Annotated in this window: 13 protein-coding genes; 9 read left to right on the top strand and 4 right to left on the bottom strand. The window is 57.3% G+C overall.

What is annotated here, in order from left to right; all coding sequences use genetic code 11:
• Positions 1-502 precede the first annotated feature (502 nt).
• Positions 503-943 (bottom strand): universal stress protein, encoded by a 441-nt coding sequence (locus NDI54_RS19810; protein WP_151100325.1) that lies wholly within the window; start codon positions 941-943, stop codon positions 503-505.
• 106 nt (positions 944-1,049) lie between these two features.
• On the opposite strand from NDI54_RS19810, the gene NDI54_RS19805 reads away from it, so the two are divergent.
• The 4 genes from NDI54_RS19805 (at position 1,050) to NDI54_RS19790 (ending at position 5,260) form a co-directional block, all read left to right on the top strand.
• Positions 1,050-2,120 carry a TRAP transporter substrate-binding protein gene (locus tag NDI54_RS19805; RefSeq protein WP_310898099.1) on the top strand — a complete coding sequence of 357 codons (1,071 nt, stop codon included), beginning with the start codon at positions 1,050-1,052 and terminating at the stop codon, positions 2,118-2,120.
• A gap of 25 nt (positions 2,121-2,145) precedes the next feature.
• Positions 2,146-2,721 carry a TRAP transporter small permease gene (locus tag NDI54_RS19800; RefSeq protein ID WP_310898098.1) on the top strand — a complete coding sequence of 192 codons (576 nt, stop codon included), beginning with the start codon at positions 2,146-2,148 and terminating at the stop codon, positions 2,719-2,721.
• On the top strand, positions 2,718-4,025 hold the full coding sequence (locus tag NDI54_RS19795) for a TRAP transporter large permease (protein ID WP_310898097.1): 1,308 nt from the start codon (positions 2,718-2,720) through the stop codon (positions 4,023-4,025). Before NDI54_RS19800 ends, NDI54_RS19795 begins: the two co-directional genes overlap by 4 nt.
• Before the next feature lie 65 nt (positions 4,026-4,090).
• Entirely contained in the window at positions 4,091-5,260 is a 1,170-nt protein-coding gene (locus NDI54_RS19790) for an ISH3 family transposase (protein WP_310898096.1), read from the top strand.
• A 243-nt stretch (positions 5,261-5,503) separates the two neighbouring features.
• Here NDI54_RS19790 and NDI54_RS19785 read toward each other — a convergent pair whose 3' ends face one another.
• The gene (locus NDI54_RS19785; protein ID WP_310898095.1) at positions 5,504-6,265 is read right to left on the bottom strand and encodes an HpcH/HpaI aldolase family protein; all 762 of its coding nucleotides are present in this window, start codon (positions 6,263-6,265) and stop codon (positions 5,504-5,506) included.
• A gap of 159 nt (positions 6,266-6,424) precedes the next feature.
• Here NDI54_RS19785 and NDI54_RS19780 point away from each other — a divergent pair, with 159 nt between their 5' ends.
• Positions 6,425-7,213 carry an SDR family oxidoreductase gene (locus NDI54_RS19780; protein ID WP_310898094.1) on the top strand — a complete coding sequence of 263 codons (789 nt, stop codon included), beginning with the start codon at positions 6,425-6,427 and terminating at the stop codon, positions 7,211-7,213.
• A 199-nt stretch (positions 7,214-7,412) separates the two neighbouring features.
• On the opposite strand, the gene NDI54_RS19775 is transcribed toward NDI54_RS19780, so the two are convergent.
• On the bottom strand, positions 7,413-7,838 hold the full coding sequence (locus tag NDI54_RS19775; protein WP_191906268.1) for a VOC family protein: 426 nt from the start codon (positions 7,836-7,838) through the stop codon (positions 7,413-7,415).
• 85 nt (positions 7,839-7,923) lie between these two features.
• On the opposite strand from NDI54_RS19775, the gene NDI54_RS19770 reads away from it, so the two are divergent.
• The 3 genes from NDI54_RS19770 to NDI54_RS19760 all read left to right on the top strand — a co-directional run bounded on the left by NDI54_RS19770 (position 7,924) and on the right by NDI54_RS19760 (position 11,492).
• Positions 7,924-8,724 carry a hypothetical protein gene (locus tag NDI54_RS19770; protein ID WP_310898093.1) on the top strand — a complete coding sequence of 267 codons (801 nt, stop codon included), beginning with the start codon at positions 7,924-7,926 and terminating at the stop codon, positions 8,722-8,724.
• 73 nt (positions 8,725-8,797) lie between these two features.
• Positions 8,798-10,057: a ribulose-bisphosphate carboxylase large subunit family protein gene (locus NDI54_RS19765; protein WP_310898092.1), complete on the top strand. Its 1,260-nt coding sequence runs from the start codon at positions 8,798-8,800 to the stop codon at positions 10,055-10,057.
• A gap of 28 nt (positions 10,058-10,085) precedes the next feature.
• Complete coding sequence (locus NDI54_RS19760) at positions 10,086-11,492, top strand: four-carbon acid sugar kinase family protein (protein WP_310898091.1); 1,407 nt, start codon at positions 10,086-10,088, stop codon at positions 11,490-11,492.
• A gap of 37 nt (positions 11,493-11,529) precedes the next feature.
• On the opposite strand, the gene NDI54_RS19755 is transcribed toward NDI54_RS19760, so the two are convergent.
• The gene (locus NDI54_RS19755) at positions 11,530-12,303 is read right to left on the bottom strand and encodes an IclR family transcriptional regulator (RefSeq protein WP_310898090.1); all 774 of its coding nucleotides are present in this window, start codon (positions 12,301-12,303) and stop codon (positions 11,530-11,532) included.
• A gap of 241 nt (positions 12,304-12,544) precedes the next feature.
• Here NDI54_RS19755 and NDI54_RS19750 point away from each other — a divergent pair, with 241 nt between their 5' ends.
• Positions 12,545-13,384, top strand: a complete 840-nt coding sequence (locus NDI54_RS19750; RefSeq protein ID WP_310898089.1) for a phosphogluconate dehydrogenase C-terminal domain-containing protein — start codon at positions 12,545-12,547, stop codon at positions 13,382-13,384.
• Positions 13,385-13,884 lie beyond the last annotated feature (500 nt).

Genomic DNA, 13,884 nt, shown 5'->3' with positions numbered 1-13,884 from the left:
CCCAGACCAATGAGGAGATATCAACCAAGTTAATTCAGGTATCTGAGTGTACAAATTGTCTAGCGAGACGCGAAACAGTTGTGCATCACCGAAGAATTTTCAACACAGATGCTCCCATCCTACCAAATTCGACATTCGTACAAAGAAATATGAGTATTATTTTTCGAATCCCAGGCAATCGGCGAGAATTTGGATAGGAGAGTCTCACGACAGCCGAAACAGTGACTTTCAACGTGGGATCGTTCATGACTGCGGCAAATAGCGTTTCCAATGAGAGTCCCTCCGCAGCTACTCACTCTAAGACGTCCTGTAAACGAGATTCCCAATAGCGTTGAGTTTGACGGCCAAGCATGCTGAGGATGTGATATACTAATTCGACATTGGAGGGCAGCATCGAGATACCCCACCTCATCAACGATTGGCGGGAGCTATCGCTGTAGGATTTTGCTATTCTGTGAGCGGCGTCGATATCGAGCCACTCGAACGAGACTTGTTTTGTGGCCTACCGACTTGATTCGTCGGTTACGGACACGACTGGACAGGTCGCGTCGAGTAGGATCGACTGTGCGACGCTCCCGAAGATGATTTTCCCAGTCTGGGATCGTCGGCGCGGACTAACAACGATGTATTGGGTGTCGTGTTCATTTGCGTACTCCACGATTTCAGTGGCCGGATCGCCGATACGGCCGACAGCTTCGGTCTCGACATCGTCTGGTTGGTCTTCGAGGGCATCCGATGCGACTTGCGCGGCTGTCGCACGTAATTCCTCGATTTCGATAGCGTCGTCTGAGGTGATACTCGAAGTCTCTGCATTGATTGCCTCCGAACGCGTCATGACATGGATAGCGTGAACGGGTTCGTCGAAGCGCTTCGCCAGGGTCGCTGCTTGATCCAGTACGTAGGACGAACGCTCTGAGCTATCGACTGCTGCTACGATAACCATACTCTCACTTGAGGATCCACTGTAATATCATTTGTCCCTCGACCGGTTGAGACTGCCTTGCCACCAAAGCTATAAATACAATGAACGTAACGGTCTATATTGCAGAATGTCTCACAGCAATCGGCGGTCAGTCCTGAAGGCAGTTGGAGGTATAGCAACCATCGGAGTTGGCTCCCTTGCGGGCTGTAGCGGCTCATCTGATGGCAGTGCGGCTACTGATGGCCAGAACGATACGAGTGGGCAATCGGGTGGTGACTCCGCAGCGGAGACACTCGATATCGCTGCGACGTTCGGTCAGGAGCACCCACAGGTGCAGTTGCTCAATCGGTGGAGCGACAATCTGAAGGAGCAAACGGACGGCAGCCTAGCACTCAATTACGTGAGTATCGGTGGCGAAGAAGACCATATGAGTGCCACCTCCTCTGGGAGTATCGCCGGGCATGGCGTGGCGATGACCGCACTCACGTCGTCGTACGGCCGCGAATACGGGTTCCTGGAAGCTCCGTTCGTGGCGGAGGGATGGGAGCACTTCCAAGCGCTCATGGACGAGTATGTCTATGGCGAGGGAGGATTCAACAGCCAACTGATAGAGCAAGCTAACCAGCGAATCCTCGGAGCGGCGTTCCGCGGGCTCCGAGGGACGACTGCGAACAAGGCGGTGGCTGCTCCCGCAGATATTGAAGGTGTCAAGATGCGGCTTCCGGAGTTCGAGACGTGGGTCCAGAGCTGGGAAGAAATCGGTGCGCAAGCGACCCCAGTCCCGTACGACGAACTGTATCAGGCTCTCCAGACCGGCGTCGTGAGCTCGTCGGAAGGGCCGATAGCGCAGTTCGTTGACGCAAGCCTCTACGAGGTCCAATCACACTTCTCCCAGACAGACCACCTCCTCCAGACGCAGAACTGGGTGCTTAACGAGGATACGTGGCAGGGTCTCGACGAGTCGGAACAGCAAGCGATGCAGGATTCGCTCGACGAGGCGATCCAGTGGGCGAACGAGGAAACTCGCAGCGCCGCGGAGGAACTGCTTACCATGGTTCAGGAAGACCACGACGTTACCGTCGTCTCCAGTGAGGACGTGGATCAGGATGCGTTCCGAAGCGCCGCACAACCGCAGTTAGAGGAGTTCTTCGATAACCGCTGGAAGCCGAGCCTCGAGGATGTTCAATCGTTAGCCTGACAATGGTAGTAACAATACTACGGACATGAACGAACAAACCCCCGATTCGGCGATCAGAACGCTCATGGAGCGGTTGGAGAGTGTCCTGGGAACTCTGGGGCAACTCGTCCTCGGTGCGATGGGCGTCGTCGTCGCGTTCCAAATCGTCATGCGCGTTTTCCCGACCGACTACGGGGCCGTCTGGACGACTGAAATCGCTCGGTACCTACTGGTGATAATGACTCTGACCGGTATCCCCTACGCGATGCGCCGTGGCAGCCATATCTCGATTCGGCCGCTACTGCGGATGCTGTCAGACTCGCTCCAAAAGTACCTCACAACGTTCTCTAATCTCCTCGTCATTGTGATGTGCGCCATCGGTGTCTGGTCCGCCGTGAGCGTCATCGAGCGGACGCTCGTTCAGTCGCTGCCCACGGTTGACTGGCTGCGGGTCGGGTACCTGATGATCTACCTCGCAATCATGTTCGCACTCTGTATTGTGGTCATCGTCGAAAAGATGGTGTCGATGTGGTCCACTGACCTCTCAGAACCCGGCGCCATAGATCACCCTGCGGGAGATATTCAGGAAAACGCCGAAGAAAACGAACCGGAGGAACGATGATTCCCGACCCGGTCCTGTTGATACTATTGTTCGTAATCCCGCTGCTGGTCTTCTACCTGATCGGCGTCCACGTAGCATTCGCGCTCGGACTAGTGTCGGTGTTGGTGATGCTGTCGGGCCTCGGTCCATCCTGGACTGTCGAGACCTTCGCCAATCGAATGTTCGGCTCGCTGAACAGCTTCACACTGCTTGCGATTCCGTTTTTCCTCTTTGCTGGACGAATGATGAACAATATCGGGCTGACCGACGATATCTTCGATTTCGCCGAGGCGCTCGTAAGTCCGTTGCCCGGCGGTCTCGGACACGTGAACGTTGTGGTCAGCATCATCTTCTCAGGAATGAGCGGCGCGGCGGTGGCCGACGCCGCCGGCCTGGGTTCTATCGAGTACGAGGCGATGACGAGTCGTGGGTACGACGGTCCCACTGCGGCAGGGATCACTGGTGCGTCGTCGACTATCGGTCCAATCATTCCGCCGAGCATTCCCATAATTGTCTACGGCGTTACGGCGCAGGTGTCGATCGGAGCCCTCTTCCTGGGCGGGATTCTCCCCGGGCTGTTGATGGGACTCGCCTTGATGGTGTTCATCACTGTGGGTGCACTCAGAAGCGGCAGGTCAGACACGAGTCCCTTCAACCTCCGCAAGCTTGCTGAATCTAGCGTCAGGGCGATCCCTGGCCTGATCGCGCCGGCGATCATTATCGGCGGTATCGCCTTGGGCATATTCACCCCGACCGAAGCGGCCGCAGTGGCCGGGATCTACGCGATACTACTCGGCGTCTTGTTCTATCGAAACCTTGATTGGGACACGTTCCGCTCGATACTTGGAGACACGTTCGAGGACACCGCGGTGCTGACGCTCATCATTGCCTTTGCGAACGTCTATGGCTTCGTGCTCACCATCTCGGGACTACCGACAATTCTCACCGAGGGTCTGCTGACGCTGTCGACTGACCCAACCTTCATCTTGCTCTTATTCGCCCTCTTTTTCCTCATCCTCGGCACCTTCATGGAGACGATCGCCATCATCTTGATCGTCGTTCCGATTGTCGCACCGGTGCTGCCCCAGATCGGGATCGATCCGATCCACTTCGGCATCGTGATGATGGTCGCACTGATGATCGGGTTGATCTCGCCCCCCTTCGGCGTCGTCCTGTTCGCGCTCGAACGGGTGACCGACCTAGAGATCGAGGAGATCATCCAGGGAATCATTCCCTATTACATTCCCTTGTTAGTTGCACTGGTGCTCCTCGTCGTCTTCCCCTCGATAGTCCTCTCTGTCCCCCGATACTTCGGGCTCGCATAGCCTGATTTCCTCCAGCCTCAGTACTTCACAAAACTGGTTAGTTGAGACGTCTGCTTGCTGAGGATGTGTCCAAACACCAGAAGCAAGCAGACGATGAAATCCACGAGGACCAGCTCCTTAACTTTCTCGTCAACTCGCTTGACGAGGAAGTTGTTCTTGAACTCGGCAACAACGCTGAAATCGATGCTGAGGACATCTTAGAGGTCCTCGTCGGCGCATGCGCCGACGGGACCTCGATATCTGAACTCTGTGAGACCAGTGAAGATTCTCCCCACGAAAACACGGTTCTGTACCATCTCCGTGAGAAATTCGACCTAACGTCGGTTGAACAAGTCGGGAACGCACTCCTGCAAAAGGACGTTCTAGAGATCCTTCCCAAGCAGGTGGAGGTCTGCGCAGATCTCCACCTGCGACCCTACTACGGTAACGAGGATGAAACAGCTGGCCTCTACCACTCAGAAGCGAAGCGTGGAACCACCGCATTCCACGCCTATGCGACACTCTACGCGCGTGTGAAGAATAAACGGTACACGCTGGCGGTGCGCCGTCTCGTTGACGGCGACACCGCCAGCAGCGTTCTAGCTGAGTTTCTTGGTCGCCTCGACGGCCTTGACGCTGAGGTCAAGGCCGTCTATCTTGATCGAGAATTCTACGATAGCAAGTGTCTCACGCTCCTCCACGCTCACAACTACGCGTACGTGATGCCGATCGTCCGGTGGGGAAAAACAATCAAGCAGGAACTCTCGGAAGGATGGAGCCGCGTCATCCAACATGAGCTGACAGGGAAACTCGACGGTCATAGCTGGACCGTCGAGTTTCCCGTCTACATTGACTGTACCTATCAAAACGGACGGTACGACGAACACGGAGTGGCGCGTCACGGCTACGCCGCTGACGCGCCGTTCATTGACACACCACAAGATGCTCGATACCATTACGCGAAACGCTTCGGTATCGAAGCCAGCTACCGACTCTCCGAACAAAGCATTGCGACAACCACAACGCAGAATCCAGTCGTACGGCTGCTGTACGTCGTGGTGAGTCTACTCTTGCAGAATGTCTGGCGGTATCTCCATTGGGAGTATGTGGCGACGCCCCGCCGTGGCGGGCGTCGCCTCTGGTCCTGGTCGTTCGAGGAGTTCATCAATATGCTGTGTCGGGCAGCGTGGACGGCCCTCGCGGTGCGTCGGGCCGTCCCCGCAAACCGGCCACCGGACGACCGGTTCCACCGGTAATCACCAGGCAAGGACGCCGCCTTTTGAGTGGCAACGCTGCCGCGTCGGCGGCTGATCGCCGCCGACAGCGGCAGCTCCCCCTTCGATCAGCATCCCTCGACCACTACCGACGACGCATCTCGACAGAACAGGTGACTCAGGTCAGATTAACTGGCGATGCTTTGTGAGGTACTGAGCCTACGTCGTATAATTAGTGTTCGATAGTCCGTCGAAGCGTCAAAAACAGTCCAGTTGCCCGATTTTCTACTCTTCCGTGAGGGTTTCGTGTTTCTCACGTGCCATATCGCTCCCCTCCGCGAGATAGGCGATGTCTGCCCCCGCAATCAGGAAGTCGATACCAGCGCCGGTCCACCGCTCGATGCTCTCATCATCTGTGGCCAACATGCCGACCTGCTTTCCAGCGTCATGCACTGTCGTCACGATCGACTCTAGGGTGGATTCGAACGTCTCACTTTCCCACTGACCAAACACATCGAGCGACGCAGAGAGATCTCCGTGTCCCACGATCACCGCGTCAACACCGTCAACGGAAACGATTTCGGCGGCGTTCGACGCACCGAGCTCGGTCTCGATTTGCAAGATGGTCGTGAGTTCGTCATCGGCGTGTTTGTAATACTCGCCGAACGTCCGGCCGTACTCGGAGGCCCGTGCGGGCGCCACACCTCGATCACCGTTTGGCGGGTACTGCATCGCCTCGACGGCATGTTCTGCCTGTTCGCGGGTCTCGACTCTCGGAATCATGAGGCCGGCGACGCCCAGATCAAGGACGCGCTTGATCCAGACTGGATCGTTGGTCGGGACCCGCACGATGGGCGCCACATCTCTGTCAACCGCCCGGAGCATGTTTTCGAGCGTTTCGAGACTCATTGCCGTGTGCTCCAGATCGATGACGACGAAGTCATACCCTTGCGAACAGATCTCGGCGACCGCCGGATGACCGATCGAGATCCAGGTGCCCGTTGCCGATTCGTCTTGGTCGAGGAACCGCTGCTGGCTGTTTGCCATGCTCAGAAGTAGCGTTACCAGCGATAAAACGTTTCTCACTGGTGAGTTCCGTTGTCTTCGAGACCGTGCCCGGAGTTGCGTCGTTCGACAATCATGCATCACGCCGGACGCTTCGCCGGTACTATTATATAGGTGGCTCAGAAATTTCCGGGTGTAAGTATGACCGATTGGTTAGCGGATGACGTAGCGATAGTAACGGGTGGCGCCAGCGGTAACGGGCGCGCAATCAGTCTCACACTGGCCGAGCACGGTGCGAACGTCGTTGTTGCTGATCTGCAGCCCGACCCTCGTGAGGGAGGGACTCCAACGCACGAGAAAATCAGGGACGAGTACGATCAGGAGGCCGAGTACGTCGAATGCAACGTTGCAAGCATCGAAGACTTCCAGAAGGCAGTCTCAACCGCTGATGATCTGGGCGGTGTCTCCATCATGGTCAATAATGCCGGCATCACACAGAGTGACGACTTTCTGGAGACGACAGAGGAAGAGTTCGACCAGATTATGGACATCAACGTGAAGGGCGTCTTCTTTGGATCCCAGGAAGCTGCGAAAAGTATGATCGATGCGGACCGGAGCGGGACAATCGTCAACATGTCCAGCGTCACCTCCTTCATCGGTCGCGGGGACGGGGTGCGATACACGACATCCAAGGGTGCTGTTGAGTCAATGACTCGGGCGCTTGCGGATCGACTCGGGGGATCAGACATTCGCGTGAACTCTGTCCACCCGAGCATGATCAAGACGAGCATGACTGACGAAGACCTTGACCTGATCGACAACGAGTCCGAGGAGGAGCACAGACAGAAGACACCCCTCGGACGGATCGGGCAGCCCCAAGACGTGGCCAATACCGTCCTGTACCTCGTCAGTCCGCTCGCTAGCTTCATCAGTGGCGAGGCACTGACTGTCGACGGCGGCGTCACGACGACGCTGGGCGGTGGCTACTGATAACACAGAGGTGAGTAGACGACAGATAGCGTGGACAACTGCGGTGACTGTTTCGACGTGCTCAGTCGTAATTTGATATCCAGAGCGGAGTCGAAGATAGAATACGGTATGTTGGAAAACAGGAAGTTAGAATGCGGTAGTCCAGTTGCGGTCGTGGGAATCGGAAACCCGTTCGCCTAGAGAAACCGCCCGATCACAGCTACTGTCGATCTTCGATCCGGCGAGAGTCTTCGACGATCTGCATCGGCAGCGGCGTGTCGTGATAATCGAGTGTTGTGATTTTCCAGTCGATTCCGTCTCTGATTTCGTCGAGGAAATTGTACCCAAGCTCCTCGAGTTGTTGCCGACGGCGCTCGATGTCGTCTACTTCGAAGGCGATGTGGAAGAACCCCGGACCGTGTTCCTGGAGGTGCTCGTAGTGCCAGCCACTCGGACCAGTCGGTGAAGTAAACTCGATGATCGTTCCACCGACGGAGTAGAGCGCTACTTCGCAGTTGTCCTCTTCGAAGTAGACCATTTCGGACCGTTCCATCTCGAAGTGCTCTTCGTAGACGGCAGTATACTCGTCAAGATCGGCGTCAATACCACCTGCAAGTATCGCTATGTGATGTATTCGCTCGAACACACTGATACTCTCTCACGACGGTGGTAAATAGGTTTTGCCGGGAAACAAAAGTATTTTATAATAGGTGGTCGAGGTAATCACTGTCATGCCCAGAGATATTAGAGTAGTCGATAGTATCACACAACCCGATGATTCCGAGGGTGCAGTTGTCGTCGCTGGCAGTCACGGCGGTATCTCGTCTGGACGATACGCCGCGCAGTTGGGACTGCGGGGAATCATATTCAACGACGCGGGCGTCGGGAAAAACGAGGCTGGGATCCAGTCACTGCCATACTTGGACGATCTGGGACTCCCGACAGCGACGGTTGACAATGAGAGCGCCCGTATCGGCGACGGCCTGAGTATGGTCGAAGGCGGTGTGGTGAGTCACGTTAACGACGCAGCGGCGGACTGTGGCTGCGAGGTCGGTCAGTCCGCTGTTGAGTGCGCGGCGGCTATGTCCGACGCGGAACGCGATCCAGTTCGGGAGGACGTTGGGAACGAGATGACCCAAGAAAAGGTTCGAGACGGCGACACGCCTGTCTGGACACTCGACTCTATCGGCCTGATCAACGACGAGCACGAGGGGGCGATCACTGTCACGGGCAGCCACGGCGAGCGCCTGGCCGGCGAGATCGACTCCTACATTCAGGCCGACGTTGCGGGAATTACTCTCTTCGATGCTGGCGTCGGGAAAGACGACGCTGGCATCGGCCGGATCGAAACGATGGACGAGCGCGGGATTCCTGCGGCCACGGTCGACGTCGAGTCAGCACAGATCGGTGACTCCACGTCAGCGCTGGAAGACGGTATTCTCAGCCATGTCAACGATATCGCTGCCGACCTCGGGATCTCGCCCGGAGACAGTTGTTCAGACTTCGTCGAGCGGGTTCGTGAGAAAAAGTGACGCAGCTGACCGTAGCCCCGACGGACACTAAACGCAGCCCACAATGGAGCCGGACAAGCGGATTAACATACCAATGCCACGGATACAAGCGACATACCTGATCGAGACACCGCACGCTCCCAGCGACGCGGCCGAAGCGATTGCTAACGAGCAGTCCTCCGGGACTTTCGTCGATGTCTCCACCGAGACGGACGACCTCACCGAGCGCCATGGCGCCAGAGTCGAAGACGTGACGGTGCGGGCGACGGTCGATGAGCCCAGCCTCCCTGGGGCCGAAACCCCAGACAACTCCAGCTACGCTGGTTCGTACACCCGAGCGACGGCGCAGTTGTCCTACCCAATGGAGAACATCGGCACATCGCTCCCAAACCTCATGACGATGGTCGCGGGGAACCTGTTCGTCCTGAAGGAACTTTCGGGCGTTCGGCTGATCGACCTCTCGATTCCCGAGACATTCGCTGCGGCACAGCCTGGCCCGCAGTTCGGTATCGAGGGCACACGGGAGGTCGTCGGCATCAAAGATAGGCCGATTATCGGAACGATCATCAAACCGAGTGTCGGGCTCTCGCCCGAAGAGACGGCTGAAATAGTCGAGACCGTGGTCGACGCCGGTGTCGACTTCATCAAGGACGACGAACTCATCGCCGGACCGTCCTACTCTCCCGTTGAGGAACGCGTTGAAGCGGTGATGGACGTCATCAATCGTCACGAAGCGGAGACCGGCGAGACGGTGATGTATGCCTGTAACGTCACCGGCGATGTCGACGAAATGCTGCGTCGCCACGACGCGGTGAAAGACGCTGGCGGCAACTGTCTAATGATCAGTCTCCAGAGCGTCGGACTGGCCGGGGTCAAGCGACTCCGAGAGGAGTCCGACTTGCCGATCCACGGACACCGGAACGGCTGGGGCGCGATGTCCCGCTGTCCACTGCTCGGGTTCAGCTACGAGGCTTGGCAGAAGTTCTGGCGACTCGCCGGTGTCGACCACCTTCACGTGAGTGGAATCCGGAGTAAGTTTTACGAGTCCGACGAGTCGGTAATCGCCTCTGCAACTGAGTGCCAGACACCAATCGCCAGCCAAAAGCCGGTGATGCCCGTCTTCTCCTCGGGCCAGTGGGCCGACCAGGTGCAAGACACGTACGAGGTCCTTGGGAACGCGGATCTCATGTACCTCGCCGGGGGCGGAATCCTCGGTCATCCCGACGGACCGGGAGCCGGTGTCACACATCTCAAACAGGCCTGGGAGGCGGCGATGCAGGGAGTACCGCTTGAAGAATACGCAGAGACACACGAGGAGTTACGAACAGCCATCGAACACTACGGAAACAAATGATACTAACTATCAATCACCACCCGAACCCATGACAGACACAGAGCTACTACTGGCGTTCTACGGAGACGACTTCACCGGATCAACTGATGCCCTCGAGGGCCTCGCGGACAACGGCGTCCGGGCGGTACTCTTCATGGAACCACCGACTCCCGACGAGTTAGGGCAGTTCGACGATCTCGACGCTGTCGGCGTCGCTGGCGTCAGTCGATCGATGACTCCTGCTGAGATGATGGCCGAGCTTCCATCCATTTTCGAACGGTTCGCAGATCTGGACGCGCCGATCGTCCATTACAAGGTCTGCTCAACCTTCGACTCCTCACCGGAGGTCGGGAGTATCGGGACCGCAATCGACGTCGCACAGGAGGTTTTCGACTCCCCCTTCGTCCCGGTTTCGCAAGGAACTGAGGTGCCACACGGCCGCTTCGTCGCATTCTCTAACCTGTTTGCGGAACAAGGCGGAGAAATGTACCGTATCGACCGTCATCCGACAATGCGAGATCATCCGGTCACCCCGATGCGAGAGAGTGACCTCCGCCGGCATCTCGGGGAACAGACTGACCGCCCGATCGGGGGCGTTGACCGTCGGTTCCTTGAATCATACACCGACCTCGCGTCGGCAGTGGATGAGACCGCGGTAGACGACGAAATCGTCGTCCTCGATGCACTGGATAGCGACCATCTGGCCAGGATCGGGCATCTCCTGTGGGACCGGGCGACCGATGCACAGGGGCAATTGTTCGCTGTCGGCTCTTCGGGACTGGAGCACCACGCACTCGTCAGTCACTGGGACGAGATCGGACTGATAGACCGGACGGAGTCATTCTTCGAGAAGCGAGACCCGGTAGATCGAATCGCCGTCATGTCTGGAAGCGCGTCCGCAGAGACGGCGTCGCAGATTGAGTGGGCGAGTGACCACGGCTTCCAGTTGGTCTCTATCGACACCGAGCGGCTTGTCGACCCCGACGAGGCAGCGGACGCGCGCGACGAAGCGGTGGAGTCAGCTCTCGACGCGCTGGATGCCGGAGAAAGCGTTGTCCTCTACTCGGCACGAGGGCCAGACGACCCCGCGATAGACGCGACGCGAGAGCGGTTTGAGGCGGTTGGGATCGATGAAGGCCTCGAATCGTATCTCGGGCGTGAGCAGGGCCGCATCTTCCGCGAGCTACTCCAATGCGCGGATCTTGATCGAGCCTGTGTCGCTGGTGGCGACACCAGCAGTCACGTCGTCTCCCAGCTCAATCTTCTGGCTCTCGAGGCCGTCGCGCCGGTCGCTCCGGGAGGGCCGCTGTGTCGTGTGTACTCGGACGAGGAAGCCTTCGACGGCCTCGAGATCGCTCTCAAGGGTGGACAGGTCCACACGGAAAACGACGAGTTCGACTACTTTGGGGCTGTCGAACGCGGCGGTGTCGAGCGCGACCAGACCAGGCGAACATAATTTTCATCTCAGTAACCGATTAAACGTCGGCGGGCTGTCAGGGCGTGTCGAACTTCAGTTCCAGTTCCAGTTCGTTGACCGTCTCGCGGACCCTCTGTGTCAACCGCTCTCTAGACTGCTCGTTGCGGACGCGCTCAACGGGGCCGCCCAACGCAAGTGCCCCCAAGACTTCTCTCTCCAACCGGACTGGCACTCCGACGCCACAGTAGCCCTCTACGTGTTCCTCCCAGTTATACGCATAGCCCCGTTCGCGGACCGTTTCGAGCTCTTCGAACAGCTCCTCACGGTCTGTGATCGTGTGTTCGGTGAGTGCAGGAAGCCCCACCGAGTCGATGATCTCCTCGACTCGTTCCCGCTCATAGAAAGCCATAATCGTCTTCCCAGTTGCGTTCGCGTGGAGGTAGATCCGCTTCCCGGGACGGGTATCGATTGACGTTGCGTGTTCGCCGGTCGAGGTGTAAACGTGGTATCCGTAGCCGTTCTCCTCGACGATGAACTGGACTTGTTCGCCTGTCTCCTCCGCGAGCGACTGTACGAACGATTCTGACAAGCGGTACGCACGCCGCCGCTCTCTGGCTCGTCCCCCGACTTGGAGGAACTCGAGTCCTGGGTAGTAGACATCACCCTCCCGGACGACGTATCGCCGGTCGATGAGCGTATTCAGATGGTGATACACTGTGCTGTCCGCCAGGTCAAGCTCGGTAGCAATTTCGTGAAGCTTTGCTCCGTCTTGCTCTTGGAGCAACTCGACGATGTCGAAAGCCGTCTCGGTCGCCCGGACAGTTCGGTTCTCGCTAGAGCCAGTCGCCATATGTGGAATGCGACCCTCTAGCACAAAACGTTGTCGCCGGCTCGAATACGGATAGTGCGTGCCACACATTACCGATCCCAGAGACCTCGTGGTGGCAGGGGCCAATACGGTCGATGTACAGTAGAATAGTGTTGCTCCCACGCTATCGCCTCTCGCGAAGAGAAGGGTTTGACACTTTGAGGGGGCGATTTTCCTGGGATTTATTGTGGTGTGTATCGTAAAATCGCCTAGTGCCTGAGTCATGACTGTCAGCGTAGCACTCTTTGGAGCCGGCGGCAAAATGGGATGTCGGATCACTGACCAACTGAAAGACTACGATCGGTACGACGTACGGTATGTGGAGCCAAGCGACAGCGGCCGCGAGCGCCTCGCCGAGCGCGGTCTTTCAGCAACTCCCGAAAACGAAGCCCTCGACGGAGCAGATATCGTCGTGTTGGCCGTTCCCGACGACCTCATTGGGACCGTCTCGGAGGACGTGGTCCCACAGATGGACAGCGAGAGCATGGTCGTTTTGTTGGACCCGGCGGCGGCATACGCCGGGAAGTTATACGAGCGAGAGGACATTTCGTACTTCATTACACACCCAGCACACCCATCTATCGTGGATGCAAATTCGAGCCTTAGCGGCGACAACCCGGACTGGTTCGGAGGGCAAGGACGTGAGCAACAGGACGTTGTCTGTGCCCTCCATCAGGGCCCCAAAGAGGACTACGACCGTGGAGAGGCATTCGCCCGGGACATCTATGCGCCGGTGCGGCGGGCCCACGAACTCACCACGGAGCAAATGGTCGTCTTGGAGCCCGCACTCGTCGAAATGGTCCTTGGGTCCTGTCTGTATGCTATCCGTGAGGCCTACGAGCACGCGGTTGACATGGGCGTCCCCGAGCAAGCAGCGAAAGACTTCCTGTTTGGTCATTTCAGAGTCGAACTCGGAATCGTCTTCGGATTCACCGACTTCCCGTTTTCAGACGGGGCGCAAGAAGCGATCGAACAAACCAAGCAGGACATCTTCGTTTCAGACTGGAAGGAGACGGTTTTTTCTGAGGAGCGATTGGACGAGGTAACATCGGAAATCGCCTAATTTGAACCGCCTCGAGGTCAAGCCGCGAGACACTCGGCCAGCTCCGCCTGTAGATTCAGTCTTAGATTAGCTAAGTAACCAGCAAAACGCCCCCGATACGAGCGATTTGTGTCTTGAATAGCTTGCTCTCTCGCTTCAACGGTTTCGATTTAGCACATATCCCACTGATATCTAGTGATTCAACACAATCGGTAGAGGATTTTAATAGCTGGAGATGCTCTTTGGATGTATGTCAACCTCCGAATCCGTGTCTGATACAGCGGAATTTGCGGTCGAAAACATCGGCGGTATCGACAGTACACAGGTTTCGATTCCCCCAGGCGTGACCGTTCTGACAGGCAAGAATGCCACTAACCGAACGTCATTCCTCCAATCGGCTCTGGTGAATCGCTGGACAGCGTCGGCTTCGACCGTCAGAACTAGGAAGTTGAAGCGGGAAACCGCCGATGCTCTATGTCGAAGATCTCCCGCTTCACGAGCAAAGTCGTTCAGTTAGCTAA

The sequence above is a fragment of the Haloarcula terrestris genome, from assembly GCF_031624315.1.
Taxonomy (GTDB): domain Archaea; phylum Halobacteriota; class Halobacteria; order Halobacteriales; family Haloarculaceae; genus Haloarcula; species Haloarcula terrestris.
This window is presented reverse-complemented; position numbering and strand designations above follow the sequence as displayed.

What these genes read in the sequence shown, in the direction of transcription:
- NDI54_RS19810 (WP_151100325.1), bottom strand. Translation starts at nt 943, where the DNA reads ATGGTTATCGTAGCAGCAGTCGATAGCTCAGAGCGTTCGTCCTACGTA.
- NDI54_RS19805 (WP_310898099.1), top strand. Translation starts at nt 1,050, where the DNA reads ATGTCTCACAGCAATCGGCGGTCAGTCCTGAAGGCAGTTGGAGGTATA.
- NDI54_RS19800 (WP_310898098.1), top strand. Translation starts at nt 2,146, where the DNA reads ATGAACGAACAAACCCCCGATTCGGCGATCAGAACGCTCATGGAGCGG.
- NDI54_RS19795 (WP_310898097.1), top strand. Translation starts at nt 2,718, where the DNA reads ATGATTCCCGACCCGGTCCTGTTGATACTATTGTTCGTAATCCCGCTG.
- NDI54_RS19785 (WP_310898095.1), bottom strand. Translation starts at nt 6,265, where the DNA reads ATGGCAAACAGCCAGCAGCGGTTCCTCGACCAAGACGAATCGGCAACG.
- NDI54_RS19780 (WP_310898094.1), top strand. Translation starts at nt 6,425, where the DNA reads ATGACCGATTGGTTAGCGGATGACGTAGCGATAGTAACGGGTGGCGCC.
- NDI54_RS19770 (WP_310898093.1), top strand. Translation starts at nt 7,924, where the DNA reads ATGCCCAGAGATATTAGAGTAGTCGATAGTATCACACAACCCGATGAT.
- NDI54_RS19765 (WP_310898092.1), top strand. Translation starts at nt 8,798, where the DNA reads ATGCCACGGATACAAGCGACATACCTGATCGAGACACCGCACGCTCCC.
- NDI54_RS19760 (WP_310898091.1), top strand. Translation starts at nt 10,086, where the DNA reads ATGACAGACACAGAGCTACTACTGGCGTTCTACGGAGACGACTTCACC.
- NDI54_RS19755 (WP_310898090.1), bottom strand. Translation starts at nt 12,303, where the DNA reads ATGGCGACTGGCTCTAGCGAGAACCGAACTGTCCGGGCGACCGAGACG.
- NDI54_RS19750 (WP_310898089.1), top strand. Translation starts at nt 12,545, where the DNA reads ATGACTGTCAGCGTAGCACTCTTTGGAGCCGGCGGCAAAATGGGATGT.